Here is a 20,482-nt window from a genome sequence, read left to right as displayed (position 1 = left end):
GACACTTACCTCGCCAGCATTCAGAGAAGGAGCAGGTTCAGGCAGCGGGCAGCGGCCTCAGCTCCAGCAACAGATCCTTCGACTCAACCTGTGCACCAGGACCGACAAGTAGTTCGACTACGGTTCCGTCGTGCGGCGCATGCAGCACGGTCTCCATCTTCATGGCCTCAAGCGTAAACAGGACATCTCCGGCGGCGACCCTCTGGTCCTTGGCGATATTGACAGTCGACACGACACCGGGCATCGGCGCGGCGATGTGGGCGGCATTGCCGCTCTCCGCCTTCCGACGCGCTTGGCCAACGGCGGCCGCAGCGCGATCAGGAACGGTGATAACCCGTGGCTGCCCATTCAACTCGAAAAACAGCTCGACCTGCCCGTCATCGCGCGTCTCACCGATCGCCGTGAGCTGTACCACAAGCGTCTTACCCCGCTCGATTTCTAGCGTCACCTCGTCGCCGATCTTCATACCATAGAAGAACACCGGCGTCGGCAGCACAGAGACCGGCCCATACTTGCGCTGAACGCCGACGAAGTCGGCGAAGACCTTCGGATACATCAAATACGCGGAGAGCTCCGCTTCATCGAGCGCACGACCGCAGGCTTTCTCCGCTTCCTCGCGCCGCGCGGCGAAATTCTCATCGGGCAGGAGCGACGCAGGCCTCACTGTGATCGGAGCGCCGCCCTTCAACGCCTTTTTCTGCAGCGCCGTCGGCCATCCTCCCGGTGGCTGTCCGAGATCGCCCCGGAGCATGTCCACTACGGAGGCCGGAAAGGCGATGTCGCGGTCTTCGGCCGTGACATCTTCTGACGTTAATCCCTGCGATACCATCAACAACGCCATATCCCCGACCACCTTGGACGAGGGAGTTACTTTGACGATGTCACCGAACATCTCGTTCGCCGCACGGTACGCTCTTGCAAGGTCGTGCCAGCGCGTCTCAAGGCCCAGCGAACGGGCCTGTTCCTTCAGATTCGTGAACTGGCCGCCCGGCATTTCATGCAAGTAGACTTCCGAAGCACCACCTTTGAGATCGCTCTCGAAGGCCGCATATTGGGCCCGTACTGCCTCCCAATAGAAGCTGATGTGACGGATTGCATCTGAATCCAGACCGGTGTCGCGTTCTGTGCGCGCCAGCGCTTCCACGATCGATCCAAGGGTCGGCTGCGACGTCGTTCCGCTCAGCGCGTCCATTGCAGCGTCTACCGCATCCACACCGGCATCTACGGCGGCAACAATCGTGGCCGCCGCGATCCCTGAGGTGTCGTGGGTATGGAGATGGATCGGTAGGCCTACCTCCTGCTTCAGTGCGGAGATCAGGGCATGCGCCGCGGCGGGCTTTAACAGGCCTGCCATGTCCTTCACGCCAAGAATGTGGATCCCGGTCGCTTCCAGCTCCTTGGCCAACGCGACGTAATATTTGAGATCATATTTGCAGCGGGCGGGATCGAAGATATCGCCGGTGTAGCAGATCGCGCCCTCGGCCAGCTTTCCACTTTCGATCACCGCGTCAATCGAGAGCCGCATGTTCTCGACCCAGTTCAGGCAGTCGAAGATTCGGAACAGGTCCATGCCAGCCTTCGCGGCGCGATGGACGAAATGACGGACGACGTTGTCGGGGTAATTAGTGTATCCGACGCCATTTGCGCCCCGAAGCAGCATCTGTGTGAGTATGTTTGGAACTCTCGCTCTAATCTCGTGCAAACGCTCCCAAGGATCTTCCGCGAGAAATCGCATTGCAACGTCAAAAGTTGCGCCCCCCAACACTCTAGTGAGAAAAGCTGCGGCATTCCGGTTGCATAAGCGGGGGCGATCGTGACGATGTCTTTCGTGCGCATCCGCGTCGCGAGCAACGACTGATGCGCGTCGCGCATCGTTGTATCGGTCACCAACACGCGCTTTTCCGCCTTCATCCACTCGGCGAACGCTTTCGGACCGATCCGCTCTAAAAGCTGTCGGGTTCCAGCGGCCGGTGAATTTGAGAACTGCGGAACGTCCGGTGTCGGAGCACTGGGCGCCGGCCTTGGCCGACCCCGGGTTTCGGGATGGCCGTTCACGGTAACATCTGCGATCCAGGTCAACAGCCTGGTTGCTCGATCCTGGCGTGCACTGAAATCGAGCAACGCGGGCGTGTCGTCGATGAAGCGCGTCGTATACTCGTTGGTGCGGAAGCGCGGATGGCTGATCACATTGTGCAGAAATGCGAGATTGGTCGTTACGCCGCGGATGCGATACTCTGTCAGCGCTCGCGCCATCCGGTCGATGACCTCGTCCGGAGTTGGAGCCCATGCGGTGATCTTTTCCAGCATCGGATCGTAAAATCGCGTAACCACGGCGCCGGAATAGGCCGTTCCTCCGTCAACCCGGATGCCAAATCCCATGGCGCCGCGGTAGGCGGTGATGCGTCCGTAATCGGGAATAAAGTTGTTCTCTGGATTTTCGGTCGTTATCCGGCACTGCATCGCGTGACCGAACAAGCGGATGTCAGCTTGCGGCGGAATTCCGGTCTCTGCGACCTGTCCGATGTGTCCGCCATCGGCGATCCTGATCTGCGCCTTCACGATGTCAAGGCCCGTCACCACCTCGGTCACCGTGTGCTCGACCTGAATACGCGGATTGACCTCGATGAAGTAGAATTGGCCGGTCTCGGCGTTCATTAGAAATTCGACCGTGCCGGCGCCGACATATTGTGTCGCCCCGGCAATCTTGAGCGCGGCCGCGCAGAGTGCCTCACGGCTCGTGGGATCGAGATAGGGAGCGGGGGCCCTTTCTACGATTTTCTGATTGCGCCGCTGAATCGAACAGTCGCGCTCAAACAGATGCACGACATTACCGTGGCGATCGCCAAGAATTTGTACCTCGACATGACGCGCCTGCCGCACAAGCTTCTCGAGGTAGACTTCGTCTTTGCCGAACGCCGCGCGCGCCTCCCGTTTAGCGCTCAGTACAGCTTCGACGAGGCGATCCTCACTTTCGATTGGTCGCATGCCACGACCGCCCCCGCCCCATGAGGCTTTGATCATTACTGGATAACCGATAGATCTAGCTGCGGAAATGATTCCATCAGCATCATCCGGTAAGGGCTCGCTCGCTGGCATGACCGGCACGCCACAAGAAATCGCGAGATTGCGTGCAGCGATCTTGTTACCCAGGGTGCGCATAGTCTTCGGCGACGGACCAATAAAGACGATACCCTCCCGGGCACAGGCCTCCGCGAACTCCGGACTCTCCGAGAGAAAGCCATAGCCTGGATGAATCGCGTCGACGCCTCCTTCTTTCGCGACTCTCAGAATTTCGTCGATGGAGAGATATGCTTCGATCGGTCCCTTGCCTCTTCCGATCTGGTAGGCCTCATCGGCCTTAAACCTGTGTAGCGACAGCTTGTCCTGCTCCGCATAGACTGCGAATGTTCGCAACCCCAATTCGCTCGCGGCTCGGAAGATGCGAATCGCGATCTCCGAGCGGTTCGCAACGAGCAGTTTGGTGATGACCGTTTCTTTAGGGGAAGCAGGCTTGTTCATGGTGAGGTACGCTCTCGATTAACTTTGCACTACATCAGGCTCGAGTTATCCATCCAGTCGGAATTCGCGTGAACGAAACTCTGCACTTGGGCGAGAGCCACCCAACTTCACGTGCTTCCTGGGCGGGGGCATTCGTCTACAAAAATCCAGCAGGCACGGACTCTTTGACCCAATCACGTCGTTGGCAGCCGTTGGTCCCATTTAAGGCCGAACTAACCTGTTGCAGCCCATGCGACTTCGTGACGGCGCCACGCTTACACAATTATTTAGACCGCATTATCCTGTTTTAACTGGATAATGCGTGTCATCGCTGCGAAGCGGAGACGATCAGCGCAGAAATTCAGCTGCCTTTCTTTCCCGCACGCAGAATAGGCGCGCCTCGTTTACAATGTGGCGCTGACTTCCCGACGGGCTCGGCCGAAAAAATGGAGCGCACCCTACGCGAGCATACGAGCATGCGGCTTGTAGTCTAGGAGCGCTGCGCTGGTTGCCTTCAGGGACCGTTGTGCGGGAGCCCCGCGACCAACTGGCTCGCTAGAAACGGGTGGATTCAGTCGCGATTTGTGATTCGCGAAGGCACATTTCACCGGCTGCATTCTACTCGTGTCCGTAGGTTTGTCTCAGCGCCGCACTCATGCTCGCCTCGACGAAGCGAAAACAGTCTCCGGATGTCTCGTGCTAAAAGCGCATCAGCTTGCCCACCCTAATCGGCGGTACTCTCTATTTTCGCCTACCAAGATGTTCCTCGGAGCGCCGATACAATCCGGAAAGGATGGCTAAATCGATCGTTCCTGCCGCCACTATTTTGCTTCTAGTCCTTCACGAAGAGCTTTCTTTCAAAATTCGCCAGCGTCTCAATGCCAGTTGGTGTCACTAGAACCGTCTCGCTGAGAGTGTAGTTTTCCTCTCCCTTCTTTGTACCGTCTCCAGCCCACATTCCGCAGAGAACGTGGAAACACATGCCTTCTCTGAGCTCAACCTGTTCTCCTGAACGCAAGCTTGCGGTGTGATCGAGCCAGGTCGGGTGATAATTCAGCCCTAAAGAATAGCCAATGCGCGAGTGCTTTCCGAAACCTTCCCGCTCCAGAACGGCCTGCCAGGCCGCCCACACGTCGTGACACGTCACGCCCGGCTTCATAGCCGACATCGCAGCCTGAAGACCTTCCCGAACGGTATCTCCAAGTCTGACCAGACCGGCACTGGGCTTGCCGAGACTGACTGTACGGGCCAGCGCCGCGTTGTAGCGCAAATAGCAGCCCGCCAATTCGAACGCTATGCTGGTCTCGTTTGGTATAATGCCCTCCGTCCAGGGCAAATGCGGATAAGCCGCACGCGGGCCGGTGAGAACAAGCGGAACGGAGCTCGGCCATGAACCACCAAAGTCTTTAGTGCCTTGGGCCTGCGCCTGCATGATCCGCCCTGCGAGGTTATTCTCTCGCATTCCAGGGTGAAGGCATTCGATAGCCACGCTCATCACTTGGTCGACAATCTTCCCGGCCCGGCGCATGAACTCGATCTCACGCGCTGTCTTGATCCTCTTGAGTGATTGATCAAAAGGCCGACATCCACCCACCCGGCCTCGGGAATTGCCTTTTCCAGCACGAAAAAGGCTCGAGGGCTGAAGTAGTAGGTATCGCCTTCATACCCGATCCGGCCGCTGTTCCAGCCACGCTTTTGATCTCCTCTGCCACGGCTTCCATCGCGTGATTTGAATGCGAATCCGAATAGAAGTCGGCATAAGCGACAATATTGTCGGGCGAAAGCCACGTCGTCTGGCGTGCCCCGCCAGCATCGACGCCGCGCCCGATCCAAACCGGTTCCAGATCGTTGCCTGGCACCAGCAGAACTTGTGTGTTTTGATAGCTTCAGGAATCGAATCCTGAAATGTAGTTCATATGGGCCGGATCGATCACCACAAGGAGGGATAATCCCCATCTCGGCCATCCGCTGACGCAATGCGGTCAGCCGTTCGAGATATTCCACCTTGGGAAACGCGAGCGCCATTTTGCAATTCCTTACGGACCAGTTCGTTTCGAGCTATTCCGTCCGGATGAACGGCGGGTGCTCTTTTCGCTATTCACAATGAATGCACCAGGATGTTCTTTATGCAGCATAGATCGGCCGTTGAGATCGGCCATTACGCCCTGAAACAGCGCCATGGATGAAGGGAACAAGTTCGTTTCTAAGCAATCGGCGGATCAGATTGACGGCCAACATTTCAGCGCTCCTTCGAGGGGGACGCCCGCCGTACGAGCAGCTTGCCGGCGCGGTCAAGCTTGACTTTGCCGTAGCTCGGAAGAGGAGACTAACTCGACGTATGTGAGCCCACAGACCTGCCCATCTCGTCCAGGAGAGCCGCTCCAGTACGTATTCCCTTGATAAAGCAGTCTATCTTAATGTTTTCGTTCGGCGCGTGATTGGCCTCGTCGGCGTTCGCATACGGCACGATGAACGAGTGCGTGCCCAGAATTTTCGTGAAGACGTAGTCCGGCAAGCTGCCGCCGAGCGAGGGATAAATGAGCGGCTCGACGCCGTGCGCAGTACGTACTGCGCGCTGAACACGTTCTGAAAACGGAGAATCGAGCGGCGTCTTGGACGGCAGCATGCCTTCGAGACGAACGAGCTCGACCTCCGGCGCATGACGTTTCACGTGCGCTTCTATTTTGGCGAGAACATCGTCAGGCGTTTGTCGATCGACGAGGCGAGCATCACATTTGACTATCGCCTCGTGCGGCAACACCGTTTTCGGACCAGGTCCTCCATAGCCGCCGTGGAATCCGTTGATGGTCAATGTTGGATGAAACATTAGCCTGTCCGCCAATGGCCGATCTGCCGGATTGTCCAGCCTTGAAAGGCCCAGCGTGCGCTTAGCGTCGTCAGGATCCAGGGGTAACCGTGCTGCCGCGCGGCGCTCAAGGTCAGTTGGAGCAACGACATCATCGTAAAAGCCTTCAATCGTAATCTCGCCCCCTGAATTCTTCATTGTCCCCAGCAAGTGGACCAGCGTCCAAATCGCATTGGGCACAACGCCGCCGAAGTTGCCGGAATGCACATCCTGATTGGCCGCACGAGCCCGCAACTCGAAGGATACGATCCCGCGAACCCCATGCGTAATGACCGGACGGCCCGACTCGTGCAGTGGCCCATCAGCTGTTACGACCAAATCCGCTTTGAGCAGGTCGCGGTGTGCCCGAACAAACTCTGCGATGTTTGGACTTCCGTTCTCTTCTTCTCCTTCCAGAAGAATGATCACGTTGCAAGGCAAGCGGCCATGCATCGCCAAATACGATTCCACGGCCAGAATTTGAGCGAAATGCTGTCCTTTGTTGTCTCCAGCACCGCGCGCAAATATTCGCCCATCGCGAATGGTCGGCTCGAATGGCGGGCTGATCCAGGCCTCGATCGGGTCCGGTGGCTGGACGTCGTAGTGGCCGTACAGCAGGACGGTGGGCGCTCCCGGTGCACGTTCCCAACGCCCCATCACCATCGGATGCCCGGGTGTCGGAAAACTCTGCGCTTCGAAGCCCACGCGCCGCAGCATGCTCACGAGCAGCTCGGCAACCTCGCCGATGCCGATGTTCTGAGCACTGATACTGGGATGTCGCAGGTAATCGAGCAGACGATTGATGAATTGATCTTTGTTCACATCGATGTGCTCAAACACCTTGGACAATTCGGTACTGACGGAGTGAATGCTAGTTGGTCTCATCGTCGACCATCCTGATCGTTTTGGGATTGTCTTAAGGAAAAATGATAGCCTTCACGATACACCGAAAACACGCGTTCAAAATACCAAGTTCGCCGATACTCTGCGTGGTGGCGGCAGCCGAGGATGCTTTTCGGTAGCTGTCATTGATCGGCTCGGCGTTTCGCGGACAGCAAGGGGCTCATCCAATGTCGACGTCGAGTGAGGCGCTACGCTCAACGCGGATGGGCTCATCTTCGCTTCATTGACCATTGCACCGCTATCAAATCGCCCGATTTGGGCGGCGCTGTCGAATGAGCACATTCTGTGGGGCGAAACATCCGGCTTCTGTCCCACTGTATAATTGAGCAGCGAGCTTCTCGACCGCGGCATCTTGCGGGACTAACGAGGATTTGGACCCGCGCTCCTGGCCGGTTTAGGCTAGTCGTTCTTACGTGAGGGGCTTACTTCAATCAGCATCCTTGCCAAAACGGTACAGTCAACGACCGGCAGGCCTGTTTCACGCCGTACCGTTTCCGCGGCGATCGGAAAGCCGGTGCACTCGAATACCAACGCGGCCACGTCGGGTGCGGACTTCAAGAGACGCCTTGCCGCACTCAATACGTCCTCGATGAGCTCAGCTGGTTCTGCATCAGGAGCGGTTTGACTTAAGCGGTGCCAGGACTTGCTTCCTTCGATACCCACGACAGGGACCTGTAGCTCCGCAGATGACCAGCCTGCGGCGACAAAATGGTCCTCTCTTAGCTTGTTTGCATCGTAGGTAACGATTCCGACTTTGCCTCCCCGAGGCAGAGTTTTGGCGACAAAGGGCACGAGCAGTAGGCTGGAGAGAGCAACGGGGACTGAAACTGCGGCGGCCACCTCCGCTTGATACAAATGCGCAAAGCCACAGTTGGCTATGATTGCCGTGACACCTTGGTTTTGCAACTTGCGGGCACACTCGACATAGTTGCTTGTGACCGATCTATCGCCACTGGTCACTCTCTGGGTAGTCGCGCCTACCACCTTTATACGCTTGACCGGGAACTGAAATGTTCCAGGCCCCGCAAGAAAGCCGGGACGCGTAATCGGCTCGTTTTCGAGCTCCAGAATGCCCAATGTCTTTTTGACCATTTGAACCCCGCGGCCATTGATCCATGATGTTAGTCAACAACTTTCCAACTAAAGTTGGAAAAGCTGCCGTGGTGCACGCGTCAACACTTCAACGCCGGAATCGGTTACACAGATCGTTTCGCTGATCTCATAACCTAACTCCTCTTCTACCCAGTTGCCCATCATCAAGTGGAAGGTCATGTTCGGCTTTAGCTCCGTCATGTCGCCAATTCCGAAGCTTGCCGTCGGCTCTATCCATGCCGAAGTCTGACTCTCAATACCGATAGCGTAACCGCAGCGCGACTCCTTCTTGTACCCATGTTTTTCGATCGCGCGATAGATGACTTCGGCGACGTCGCTGCACGTGCGTCCAGGCCGGATGACGTTCAGCGCGGCTTCAATACCGGCAGCGTGCGCCTCATGCAGGCGGAGCAAGCGGTCGGATGGAGCGCCGATCGAAAAGCTCCGCATGAGCGCAGCCATGTACTGGTGGCGATTACCACTTACTTCCATATCGATCTGCGAGCCGTCACGAAAAACGTCCTCACTCCATAGAATGTGGGGCGTACAGACGCGCGGCGAGGATTTCATCAAGAGCGGCCGCAATCCCGTCGCAGGCGGCACGCCTTCCGCACCCCGGACCTGCGCCGCCATGATCTCCGCCGCGGCGTCCGCTTCTCGTACGCCAGGCCGAATTACTTCGGCCGCCCGCATGACAGCGGCGTCAGCAAGCGCAGCAGCTTGGCGCATCACCTCTACCTCCAGATCGGACTTAACGCCCCGGATCCAGTCTACGGCCTTAGTGCAGTCTACGATGGTTGCATTCGGCAATCGCCCTTTGAACTTTTCCGCCGCCTGCGCCGTCAGGTTGCCCAGTTCCAAGCCTATCCCGCGGCTCGCAATACCAAGATCGTGGATAAAATCGATCACCGCATCAAAGCCATCTCTGTCATGCTTTCCGACGTAGCTTTCCGAGTAGCCGATCACCTTGTCATGCGACAGGAACGATTGATGAAAGGCTCCGGGCGCACACATGCGACGTACGATGAGGGTCGGTTCCTCTTCCCGAGTTGAAACCACAAGCGCGTGCATGGCAAGCATGCGGGTGAAGTTACCGGTCAGGTAGGTGATGTTGGCCCAGCTGTTAATGACAAGCGCATCAATGTTGCGCCGCGCCATTTCCGCTTTCACCAAGGCAAGGCGGCGAAGATACTCTGACCTGGGAAACGCCTGCGGTGCTTTGCCAATTGCCATTGTCCTTGGCTCCCTCGGTCTGTTTGTGGCTGAAAACCATCGCAATGCTCCCCAGCTTGCGGACCGACCGGTCTGCGTGAAAACTGGAGCGCTGTATGAATGTTACCGCCCCACAGAATTGAATTTCATCGATATCGAGGCACATACGGAAGGAATCACGCGTTTATGGACAGAACGCGAAGCTTTCAGGTCCGGACGATGCGGAACACGCTCTGAGGGCCGTAACGTTTTCGCAGTTGGGAAAGGTACACTGCCGTCCGACAGCCCCCAAGGCACGTACCTGGCTTGATGTTGAATGGGTCGACATTGTAGCTGATCAGATATTCAGATTGAGAAACGCCGAGACAAGGACTCTGATGATCCTCGGTCAGCCGCCCCAATCTGACGCCGGCTGAGCGGCCCGGGCGTTTAGCTAATCGATATCTGTATTTGGCGTGACGAGTATGGGGCTGCGCAGCGAGACCGTGTTAGGCCAGATAACATTAGCCCCTAAGTAATCGAACTCATCATTAATCGCGAAAGGTTCGTGATGTCGTAGACCGGCAGTTTGGTGGCGCGGCGCATCAATGGGGCGACTAATGGGAACGCCGTGCATTCGCACAGAATGGCTGCAACGTCGGGATGCGCGTCATGAACTCGCTTGAGGCAGGCCATGACATCCGTCTGAAGAGCGTCGACGTCAGGCGGTGGTAAAGGACGCTTCATCGCGTCATCCAGGTACTTACCACCTTCGATGCCCTCTACAACGATTCTGGCGCGCTCGGCCGGATCCTCTACGCCTAGCATGTCCTCGCCACAATGCCGCGAGTCAGCAGTCAGGACCGCAAGTTTGGCCGCTGGCGACAGCTGACGAAGCAAGTTGGGTATCAAAAGAAGGCTCGACAACGCCACCGGAACATTTACAGCCGCAGCAACGGCCGCTTGGTGTCGGATAAAGAAACCGCAGTTTGCGGTTATTGCGACGGCGCCCTGATCAATCAACCGGCGGGCGGCTGAGATGCAGGCCGGGTCAAGCGATGGGTCGCCAGGGAGGACGATATCAGTCCAAGCCCCTGCTACGGTCTCTAGTATGATCGGGAAATCGAACGTAGTTGGATTGATCAGCGAGCCTGGCAGCATGGGCCGCGACGCACCGGGAGGCAGCCCGCGTTCGAGGTCCAGTATTCCAAGAGAGCGTGAGGCCTGAGATGTCACAGATACGCCGGTCGGGGAGAGCTCGAGGGTCTGCGAAGTGCCCCATGTATAGACGATGCTTATGCCGGATTCCTCTAGAATCGGGGGCTTTGCGGCCGAAACTCGCCACCGAAACGAAATATGTGGTGCTTCGCTGCAATTGGAGGTCAGTTGGATGAAGCTCTCCCGAGAGACAATCGGACGCTGGGAGCGATTACGCGAAGTACCGCGCCCAGTTCATTCGTTGCGAGTCATCAGCCTTGAGATTCATGCTGTCCATCAACTTGGATCGACGGACAACGAAGTCTGGGCGCTCGAAGTCTCTTCGCCATTGAGAATATCTGGTTGGCTGATCGGCTATGGACAGGCTCGCTGACCGCCCCTTGCGCGGACAAAAGATGGTGGTCACTCGCCAATTTCGATCCGTCCAATCAGCTACTTCGGTACGTCCCGACTTTAGCAGGAACGCGCGCTTTGAGAGCATTCGCTTATTGCGTGGAGAAATGACTAAGCAGCAGGCGCGGCCGCCATTAAGAGGAGTGCCTAAACTCCCTGCGCAATATTTCGGAATGAGCTCCCCGAGCTGGAACAGGTCGCAATACCGGAGCTGTTTCTCCCTCAAAAATTGCGCCCGGCGCGATCACGTGCACATCGCCTGCCGGCGTGGACTGCAATACTCGACGAAGATGCGGATGCTTCGCTACGTCTTCTATCTGGTTCAACCGTCCGTATGCGAGTCCAGCGGCTTCCAGCTCACGCATCGCCTCCTGGCTCGACATGTGCACAAACCGATCTACCACGATCTCATCCAAACTGGCCCTGTTGCGGAGCCGGTCCATGTTGTCAGCGAAATCGGGGTGGCGGATGAGTTCCGGCCGCTTCAGGAATTCGGTGCAAAACTTAACCCATTCGCGATCGTTTTGAACGGAGAAGATGACATCCTTGCCGTCCGCACAGCGGTACGCCCCATATGGCGCCAGAGACGGATGATTCACGCCCGCACGCGAAGTGTGATAGCCGCTGTAAACAAACTGAAGAACCGGGACATTCATCCAGTCTGCGATGGCGTCAAACAGCGACACCTGAATAGCTGTGCCTTCCCCGGTTCGCTCTCTCAAAAGCAGTGCCTGCAAGATGGCGTTGAGAGCGGTCATGCCAGCTGAAATGTCACATACAGAGACCCCGACCCGCGCGGCGCCCTGCGCTGTTCCGGTGATCGCACAAAGCCCGGTCTCGGCTTGCACGATCAAGTCATACGCTTTCAAATGCGACAAAGCACCGCCGTCACCGAATCCGGAGATGTCACAGGTTATCAAACGGGGATGGCGCTTCCGAAGATCCGCCGATCCGAATCCGAGTTTTGTGATGCTGCCGGGCTTCAGATTTTGAATGAAGACATCAGCCTGAGCAATCATAGCTTCGAGAACCGAACGGTCTTGCTCGACCGTGAGGTCGAGGCAGATGCTTTCTTTTCCGCGATTCAACCAAACGAAATATGCACTTTGGCCCTGAACGAGTTTGTCGTAATTCCGCGCAAAATCTCCCTCCGGACGCTCGACTTTAATGACACGCGCACCAGCGTCGGCGAGGCGGGAAGACGCATAAGGCGCTGCTACAGCCTGCTCGACGGCAACGACGGTAATGCCTTCGAGTGCCTTCCTCATACGGGCGCCCCCCCAACATTCTGACGGGAGTTCTGCGACCGGCGGTAGGCAAGAATGGAAAGCAGTCTGCTCTGTTCGTTTCCGACGATTGAAATTCCCTCGTCAACGCCCATCCCGGGTCTTGCGAGCATCATGTCAGCCTGCGTCGCCACCGCAATATTGACGGCGGCTCTGGCTGACAGGTCCGTCTCCGTGCAACTACCACCGACATAGGCCCCAACCCCATTTTTCTTGCAGACCAGCACGGCCCTGGCAGAGTCAGCGATCGAACCCACGTCAGGCATCTTGATCTGAATGAGATGAGCTGCTTTCGCTTCGGCGAAGAGCCGGATGTCGTCAAGAGTATTGCATTGCTCGTCGACAACCACCCGGGCTTCGGTGCCACGCCTGTCGAGAAGTGCCACGATTTTGGCGTACTCCTCAAGCTGAGCTTCTGTTGATCCATAGTCCGCCGGACATTCAATATTAACTCGGTATCCCGGCACGTCATCGGCAACGCGCGCGATGAAATCCGCAATCTTCTGCGGCTGCATACCAATCTCAAGTCCGATCCAACCGTAGACGTCGAAATGCAGAACAGGATGATACCCCGGCCGGCCGATTTCCCTTGTGCGTTGAACGACCCATTTGACGAAGTCGCGAAACCTCTCGCCGGAAGGACCGAACTTCTCACGTGAGTTGATCAAGCCGTGCGGAAGCACATCCACCGACTTGAGGATCATCTTATCGACGTTAATTTCCCTGGCATCCCCGCTCTGAGCGTAAATCGGGACCGGCTTCTCAGGCAATGGTAGATCATACTCTGAGCAGATCACTTCGGCCAGTGTTGTCCGCGCAATATGCGCAGTCGCCCGAAGCAACGCTTGGCTCACTCCATATTCAATGGCGAGCGGCAGGCGCTTGTGCTCATGGAATGCGAGAACACGATCGCAGGCACGAACGAAATTGGAGGCGTCACAAGCGAGAAGCCGCGGAATCACCACAGATCTCGTGAGCGCTTCGATCTTGTCGACCTGAAAAAGCGGGTCGCGACCGCCTGCGCCAGAATATTGTACGTTCATCATATCGCCCCACACGATCGTATCGTTCGACAGGACGAGGCCGATGCTGAGCGAACGCGAGGGCATGCGGATGGTCGTGAAACCCTGCGTCAGAGGTGCGCCCAGATAGCGAAACCCATCCTGAGAAACGCCGGCGCGTATTGCAGCTTGATCGTCATAGAAGAAACTTCCGTTCCCGGGAGCCAGAATCACGTCTTTTATCGTAGGAGAGTTTTTCATTGCGCACTCAAATCTAAGCGTTCTGCCATATCCCGAAGAGCCCAGGCTTCATGGTCGCCGACGACATTCCACTCGCCATTCCACATCGGCCGTAGAATTTACGAGCAGCCTTGGCTTCAGCGCATGGACGAATCCGATAAACATCTGAGTCTTGCGAGCCACTCTTGCCTGAAGAACACTTTGATTGCTACTCTAGGGCCATGTCCACGGCCAGGTCGTGTGTCGTCTGGATTTTGTCGCTTCATGCGAGAGAAGCAGCTTTAACACCGTTGACGAGCTTCAGGTTCTGGAAGGCCCTCACGCCTTCCACACCACCTTCGTACCCATAGCCGCTCTGTTTGACTCCGGCATTTGGTGCATCGGCAGACACACCCTTGAGGTGGTTCATGCTTACAGCCCCTGCTACAAGTCTGCGGATCATTTGCTTCTGGATTTCCGGAGATTCGGTGAAGAAATACGAAGCAAGGCCATATTCGGTATCATTCGCCTCTGCAATCGCTTCTTCAATTGTGTCAAACGCGGCAACAGTAAGAATCGGTCCAAACGGTTCTTCACGAAGCACCTTTGACGCAGGGTGCACGTTGCTTAGAATGGTGGGAGCCCAATAAAACCCCGCTCGACCAATGCGTGCACCACCGGTTTCAATCTTCGCTCCGCGATCGACAGCATCCTTCGTCAGCCGTTCCATGGCTTCAATGCGTCTCGCATTCGCCATGGGCCCCATGTCCGTCTCAGCATCGTCCGGAGCGCCAACTCTGATCTTTTCTGCCGCGCGCACAAGCCTCGCCAGAAACTCCTTGTAAATCGATCTCGCTACTAGAATACGACTAGGCGCGTTGCAGCTTTGGCCTGCGCACTCAAACTTGTATTCCGATATCGCCCAAGCGGCCTTCGAAAGATCCGCGTCTTCAAAAACCACGACCGGCGAGTGGCCGCCAAGCTCCAGAACGCATCGCTGCAGATTTCCTGCGGCAATTTTCGCGAGTTGTTTGCCGACGGGTGTAGAGCCAGTGAACGACACGGCTCGGACAGAAGGCGAAGCAAGAAGGTGTTCAGAGATCATAGGTGGATTTCCGAAGACCAGACTCACAACCCCCGGTGGAATCCCCGCCTCCTGTAAGGCTTCGATCATATAGACACCGGCGCTTGGAGTTTCCTCTGCCGCTTTCAGGATGACCGAGCAGCCGGCCGCGATAGACGCGCCAAGCTTTCGGGCGTTGAGGACTGCCGGGTAATTCCAGGGCGTGAATGCGGCTACCACACCAATCGGTTCTGGTACGATGATCCTTTTCTCGTCTATCGAATATGGAGCCGACGTTTTCTCTGCGTGCGTACCATTCCATTCGAGCATCTCGACTGCGCGGGCATATTCTCCCTTCGCTTCGGCCACGGTCTTGCCTTGTTCGGTCGAAAGTGCTGCCGCCGCATTATCGACTCTTCCTTTTAGGATCCGGGCTGCGCGAATGAGAAGCGCCCCTCGTTCTTCGGCCGGGGTATTCGACCACTGCAGCAGACCCGCGTGTGCAGAGGTCAACGCATCGTCGAGATCCGTTGCCGAGGCGACAGCAACACGCCCGAACTCGTGCCCGTTGGAAGGATTGAGAAGGGGCAGATCAGCGCCGTTGCTGCCTAAGCGCCACGCACCGTTGATAAAGAGTTTGTAGTCTATGCTATTGGACATACGTGGTCGCCGCTCTGCCGTTCAGGGTTTGAGTCGTTACTCGTTTGATGCCAAAGTTGCTGCTTGGATGGTATTCAAGGTTGCAATCCGGGCTGTTAGCCCGGCCATTCCCGTAGCCGATTATAATGACCGAGCAGCCCATGACCTCGGGCGTGTATGCGCCCGACATCCGGATGCTGGTCGCATATCGGCTTTCAGTGCGGGCGAGCTGCGAAAGGAGTGACCGAGGTATGCGGCCACTATTTTCTAGATTTTCTCACCGCCTCGCACGAGCTCATCCATCACTGAACGCACGGCACTTTCAGCAATCGAAACAATTTCATCAACTTCCGCCTTCGTGGTGACGAGCGGCGGGGCAAAGCCAAGGATGTCCCCATGCGGCATGGGGCGGGCAATAAGCCCCCTATCGCGGGCCGCTTTGGAAACGCGCGCACCGACCTTGAGAGACGCATCAAACCGCCTCTTCTTATCGCGATCGGCAACGAACTCGATGGCTCCCATCAGTCCGACCCCACGCACTTCACCAACGATGGGCAACTGCGCGAACTTCTCCTTGAGCTGGGCTTGGAAATAGGCGCCGACTTCGCGCGCATTGGCAGGAAGGTTCTCTCGTTCCACGATGTCAAGAACCGCGTTTGCAGTTGCGGCACCGATGGGGTGACCCGAATAGGTGTAGCCGTGCGAAAATGCGCCAACTTTGTCCGCACCGTCTTCCAACACTTTGTAGACCTTGTCACCGACGATCGCGGCGGAGAGCGGGAAGTAGCCCGAAGTCAGCCCCTTCGCGATCGTTATCAGATCCGGCTCAATTCCGTAGTGCTCCGAGCCGAACATCGAGCCAGTGCGGCCGAAGCCCGTGATCACCTCGTCGGCGATCAAAAGAACGTCGTGCTTCTTGAGCACGGCCTGGATCGCGTCCCAGTAGCCCGCCGGGGGCGGCGTGATACCTCCCGTGCCAAGCACCGGCTCGGCAATGAAAGCGCCCACGTTCTCCGGACCAAGGCGCTCGATGAGTCGATCGAGCTCACCGGCGCGACGGGCCGAGAATTCGCGCTCGGTCTCCTCAGGATTGCAGCCCCAATAGTAATGCGGAGCGCCCGTGCGCACGATCTGCGGCAGCGGGAGATCCATATAGTCATGGTAGAAGCTCATCCCGGTCATCGAACCGGAAAGCACGCTGCAACCGTGATAACCACGCTCTCGCGCGATGATCTTCTTCTTGTTGGGCTTACCCCGAAGATTGTTGTAATACCAGACGAGCTTGGCCTGTGTCTCATTGGCATCCGAACCGGACATGCCGTAGAACACCTTACTCATCGTTCCTGGCGCCATCTTAACAAGACGATCGGAGAGGGTCGCGAGCTCGTCCGTGGTGTGCGCTGCGTAGCAGTGGTAGTACGCAAGGCGGTAGGCCTGACGCGAGATGGCTTCAGCCACTTCGGTTCGGCCATAACCAACATTGACGCAGTACATGCCGGCAAAGCCGTCGATGAGCTGATTCCCGTTGGCATCCTGAATACGGATACCCCTGCCAGTTTCGATGATCGTCGGCTCGCCAAGCTTACCGGTCGCGAATTCCTTAAGATGCGTGAAGGGATGCAAGACGCTGTTTTTGTCTTTTTCGCTGATTTCTTTGATATTGATTGCCATTGTGCACCACTCTCTTTTCAAGCTGCCAGTTTCGCAAAGCAGACTATTTTAGCTCAACGAGACCGCACGTTGAGTCTAACCGCTTTCATCTACCTAGATCGATGAAAGCAAATGGACTTTCATTTACGCAAGTGGCCCGTCGACCCGCCGGCGTCGCCCCACATACTCAGGGCAGCGAGCCCAGCGAACGACTCTTCGCCGGTCGCTGACATTCCTGCTGATCACCGCGGAGACGATTGGCATCTCGCCCGCCGAACGCTCCTACTTTCAAGTAGCAAGTCATCAATCTCTCCAACAAGCACGACAGGCACCGCAACGCTTCATCCGGGCAGCGCCACTCGTTCAGGCGGCGCGGGCGCCGGCTGCTGAATAGTTTGAACGACCATCTGTTAAATCCGATGCGCCCCTTTGTTGAAATGCCTATGCAATCAGGATACTGATGTGACGCACATATTTGCGTCGTATCTCCTGTCGTTCAGAAGATTTCCTGCATCGTACAGGCAGTTCGCGCGGCGATTCATCCGAAGACTGGAGAAGTTATGCAGTATGATCGAACAGACGCCCGCATCCTCGAGATCGTGCAAAAAAACAACCGTCTGACGTCCGAGGTGATTGGCGAGATGGCGGGGCTTTCTGCCACTGCGTGTCAACGACGCCTTAAGCGGCTTCGTTCAGACGGCATCATTGAAGCGGACGTTTCGATCGTCTCGCCAAAAGCTGTAGGAAGGCCTCTTCAGATGCTCGTGCTAGTGAGCCTCGAGCGGGAGCGCACAGACATAATCGATCGATTCAAGAAGGCCATCAAATCGTCAGCTGAAGTCGTAAACGGATTTTACGTCACCGGCGATGCTGATTTTGTTCTGTACGTCACAGCGCGCACCATGGACGATTATGAGCAGTTCACCCGTCGCTTCTTCTATGAAAATCCAAACATCAAGGGTTTTAAGACGATGGTTATTGTCGACCGTGTCAAGGTCGGCTTTGCAATTCCAATTGAGGCCGCAGATGATTGAGCAAGGATAGTCCGCGCGCATCTTGCTCCACTAAGTGGCGCGCTTGTGCACTTTTTCACCGCTCACTGGCGCAGAAAGCGAAAAACCAGCAATCTCGCTGCTGTACTTTCCCTTACTGTCGATACTTTGAGAAGTTTCCTCAGATTCGCGACTAGCAGCGAGCTTCAACGAGCGAGCACCGGATCTCGTTCGATGCGACACACGGACTGCGATTTCAGATAGGCTAACCGTGACCACAATGTCACGTTCACAACGTTATCCGATCGGCACAAGCTTTTTTCAGCTCAGGCGCCTAACCCTGCAGACGCGCCGAATTCGGCCGCAGCAATACTACTCTTATGGCGGCACTTTAGGCGGATGATAGCCCTACTCTGCCCAAGCAATTCGCAATACTCGGCATTCTCGATGTTCGGAGCGAGAGGTGGATCTCGCGCGCGCGATGAGACAGGCACCTCACCAGATTTGCTCGAGAACTTGGCGCTGCTCTCAATCGCAAAACTAAGCGGCCTTTGGAACGCACTTGCGCAGCTGGTCGCGGTCAAGCTCGACCGAGCAGATCCGATGCGAAAATCAGGCAGGAACGGGCGAGGTCGAGGGGAATGATCGATCCATCCAGGGCGCAGACATTCAGCTCCGACGGGATCATCGCACCATTACGCTTTGCGACGTATCGACGCGTCTGGTTCACGAGCCTGCTCGCCAATCTCGGCATCCTGATGCAAGGCGTCGGAGCGGCCTGGTCAATGACTCAGATGACGTCGTCCGCGGATCAGGTGGCGCTGGTGCAGACTGCGCTCCTGCTGCCGATCATGCTGATTGCGATGCCGGCCGGCGCTATCGCTGACATGCACGACCGACGCATCGTGGCTCTGGTTGCGCTCTCGATTGAGCTATTCGGCGCAGTCGCGCTAACCATAGTCGAATGGTCAGGTTTCACCACGCCGTTTATGATGCTGGTGCTTTGCTTTGTGATGGGCAGCGGCATGGCATTGAGGGGGCCGGCTTGGCAATCCTCTGTCAGCGAGCAGGTGCCGCCTGCCATGCTGCCAGCTGCGGTTGCGCTCAACGGGATCAGTTACAATATTGCGCGCAGCTTTGGGCCCGCAATCGGCGGTATTGTGGTTGCGACCGCGGGCGCAGTTGCCGCCTTCGCGCTGAACGCATGGTTCTATCTGCCACTGCTGGTCGCGCTGTTCCTCTGGAAGCGTGTCGCCGAGCCGTCGCGGCTGCCGCGCGAACAACTGAGCCGCGCCATTGTCTCAGGCGTACGCTATATTACCAACTCGCCGTCCATCAAGATTGTGTTGACGCGCACGTTCTTAACCGGTGTGATAGGCGGTTCGATTTCAGCGCTGATGCCGCTGATCGCGCGCGATCTCTTGCATGGAGGTGCGCAGACCTATGGCATCATACTTGGCGCCTTCGGTCTCGGAGCGGTTGTCGGAGCGCTCTTCATAGGCGAGGTGCGCAAACGAATGAGTGGCGAGGCAGCGGTGCGTGCCTGCGCCCTGTCCATGGGGAGCGCCATCGCTGCGGTCGCCCTAAGCGACAACCCGATTATCACCGCGGCCGCACTGCTGTTGGCAGGCGCGGTGTGGACGATGACGATGACGCTCTTCAACATTGCGGTACAGCTCTCCGCCCCGCGTTGGGTGGCTGGTCGATCGCTTGCGGCCTATCAGGCTGCAATCTCGGGCGGGATTGCCATCGGCAGCTGGGGCTGGGGGCGCCTCACGGATAGCGGCGGTGTTGAGGTCGCGCTGCTGGCTTCCTCGACACTCATGCTACTCTCTCCGCTCCTAGGGCTGTGGCTTCGAATGCCCCCCATCAGGGCAAGTGACCAGGACGCCGAGTCGCTCGCCGATCCCGAGGTACGGCTAGCGCTCACAGCGCGGAGTGGCCCGCTGGTAGTCGAGATTGAATATCGCGTCTCGCAGGAAAATGCGCGTGCCTTTCACAACGTCATGCAGAATGTGCAGCTATTGCGGCAACGCAACGGGGCCTATGGTTGGTCGATTGCGCGTGACATCGCCGACCCAGAACTATGGACCGAGCGCTATCACTGCCCGACTTGGCTAGACTATTTGCGCCAGCGCAATCGCTCAACTCAGTCCGAGCGCGCGCTAGATCGGCGCGCTTCGGCTTTCCATGTTGGCCCTGACCCGGTACGCGTCCGCCGCATGCTGGAGCGCCCGTTCGGATCAGTGCGATGGAAGGAAGACGTGCCCGACCGCACCGCCTCCGAAATGCCGCTCGATAATCCTAAACGTGGCGGCAGATAGCGCTAGTCGTCCGCTGGGGCCAGGACATCTATCGTCTGACCGAGGCCAAAATCTCAGCTGCAAGGTTCTCGGCAGCGAGAGAGCCTGATGCGAATGCGAACGTGTGCTCAGACGTCGGAAACCGGGTACGCCCGGTTCGCCGGTTGTATTCAATCGACATCCCGGTAC

At 57.2% G+C, this 20,482-nt stretch carries 11 protein-coding genes and 1 pseudogene; 2 read left to right on the top strand and 10 right to left on the bottom strand.

Annotation, left to right across the window (positions count from 1 at the left end):
• Positions 1 to 37 precede the first annotated feature (37 nt).
• From pyc to FOM02_RS36000, 10 genes and pseudogenes are all read right to left on the bottom strand, one after another.
• A pseudogene (pyc, locus tag FOM02_RS36045) lies at positions 38 to 3,519 on the bottom strand (pyruvate carboxylase).
• A gap of 811 nt (positions 3,520 to 4,330) precedes the next feature.
• Complete coding sequence (locus FOM02_RS36040; protein WP_265440814.1) at positions 4,331 to 5,026, bottom strand: M24 family metallopeptidase; 696 nt, start codon at positions 5,024 to 5,026, stop codon at positions 4,331 to 4,333.
• A gap of 798 nt (positions 5,027 to 5,824) precedes the next feature.
• The gene (locus FOM02_RS36035; RefSeq protein ID WP_265440813.1) at positions 5,825 to 7,228 is read right to left on the bottom strand and encodes a M20/M25/M40 family metallo-hydrolase; all 1,404 of its coding nucleotides are present in this window, start codon (positions 7,226 to 7,228) and stop codon (positions 5,825 to 5,827) included.
• A gap of 417 nt (positions 7,229 to 7,645) precedes the next feature.
• Positions 7,646 to 8,338 carry an aspartate/glutamate racemase family protein gene (locus FOM02_RS36030; RefSeq protein ID WP_265440812.1) on the bottom strand — a complete coding sequence of 231 codons (693 nt, stop codon included), beginning with the start codon at positions 8,336 to 8,338 and terminating at the stop codon, positions 7,646 to 7,648.
• Between the two features lie 48 nt (positions 8,339 to 8,386).
• A complete protein-coding gene (locus FOM02_RS36025; protein ID WP_265440811.1) occupies positions 8,387 to 9,571 on the bottom strand; it encodes a M24 family metallopeptidase in 1,185 nt (394 codons plus the stop codon).
• A 489-nt stretch (positions 9,572 to 10,060) separates the two neighbouring features.
• Positions 10,061 to 10,690: a hypothetical protein gene (locus FOM02_RS36020; RefSeq protein ID WP_322596925.1), complete on the bottom strand. Its 630-nt coding sequence runs from the start codon at positions 10,688 to 10,690 to the stop codon at positions 10,061 to 10,063.
• Positions 10,691 to 11,274: 584 nt separating this feature from the next.
• Positions 11,275 to 12,408, bottom strand: a complete 1,134-nt coding sequence (locus tag FOM02_RS36015) for a CaiB/BaiF CoA transferase family protein (protein WP_265440809.1) — start codon at positions 12,406 to 12,408, stop codon at positions 11,275 to 11,277.
• A complete protein-coding gene (locus FOM02_RS36010) occupies positions 12,405 to 13,688 on the bottom strand; it encodes a methylaspartate ammonia-lyase (RefSeq protein WP_265440808.1) in 1,284 nt (427 codons plus the stop codon). The genes FOM02_RS36015 and FOM02_RS36010 overlap by 4 nt, the downstream gene beginning before the upstream one ends.
• A 241-nt stretch (positions 13,689 to 13,929) precedes the next feature.
• Positions 13,930 to 15,369 (bottom strand): aldehyde dehydrogenase family protein, encoded by a 1,440-nt coding sequence (locus FOM02_RS36005; protein ID WP_265440807.1) that lies wholly within the window; start codon positions 15,367 to 15,369, stop codon positions 13,930 to 13,932.
• A 246-nt stretch (positions 15,370 to 15,615) separates the two neighbouring features.
• The gene (locus FOM02_RS36000; RefSeq protein WP_265440806.1) at positions 15,616 to 17,019 is read right to left on the bottom strand and encodes an aspartate aminotransferase family protein; all 1,404 of its coding nucleotides are present in this window, start codon (positions 17,017 to 17,019) and stop codon (positions 15,616 to 15,618) included.
• A 539-nt stretch (positions 17,020 to 17,558) separates the two neighbouring features.
• Between FOM02_RS36000 and FOM02_RS35995 the strand changes: the two genes are divergently transcribed.
• Both FOM02_RS35995 and FOM02_RS35990 read left to right on the top strand, forming a co-directional pair.
• Positions 17,559 to 18,032, top strand: coding sequence for an Lrp/AsnC family transcriptional regulator (locus FOM02_RS35995; RefSeq protein WP_168859343.1), 474 nt, complete (start codon positions 17,559 to 17,561; stop codon positions 18,030 to 18,032).
• A 599-nt stretch (positions 18,033 to 18,631) separates the two neighbouring features.
• The gene (locus tag FOM02_RS35990; RefSeq protein WP_265440805.1) at positions 18,632 to 20,314 is read left to right on the top strand and encodes an MFS transporter; all 1,683 of its coding nucleotides are present in this window, start codon (positions 18,632 to 18,634) and stop codon (positions 20,312 to 20,314) included.
• The last annotated feature ends 168 nt before the right edge of the window (positions 20,315 to 20,482 follow it).

Source organism: Bradyrhizobium sp. SEMIA (genome assembly GCF_014844175.1).
GTDB classification, from domain to species: domain Bacteria; phylum Pseudomonadota; class Alphaproteobacteria; order Rhizobiales; family Xanthobacteraceae; genus Bradyrhizobium; species Bradyrhizobium arachidis.
This window is presented reverse-complemented; position numbering and strand designations above follow the sequence as displayed.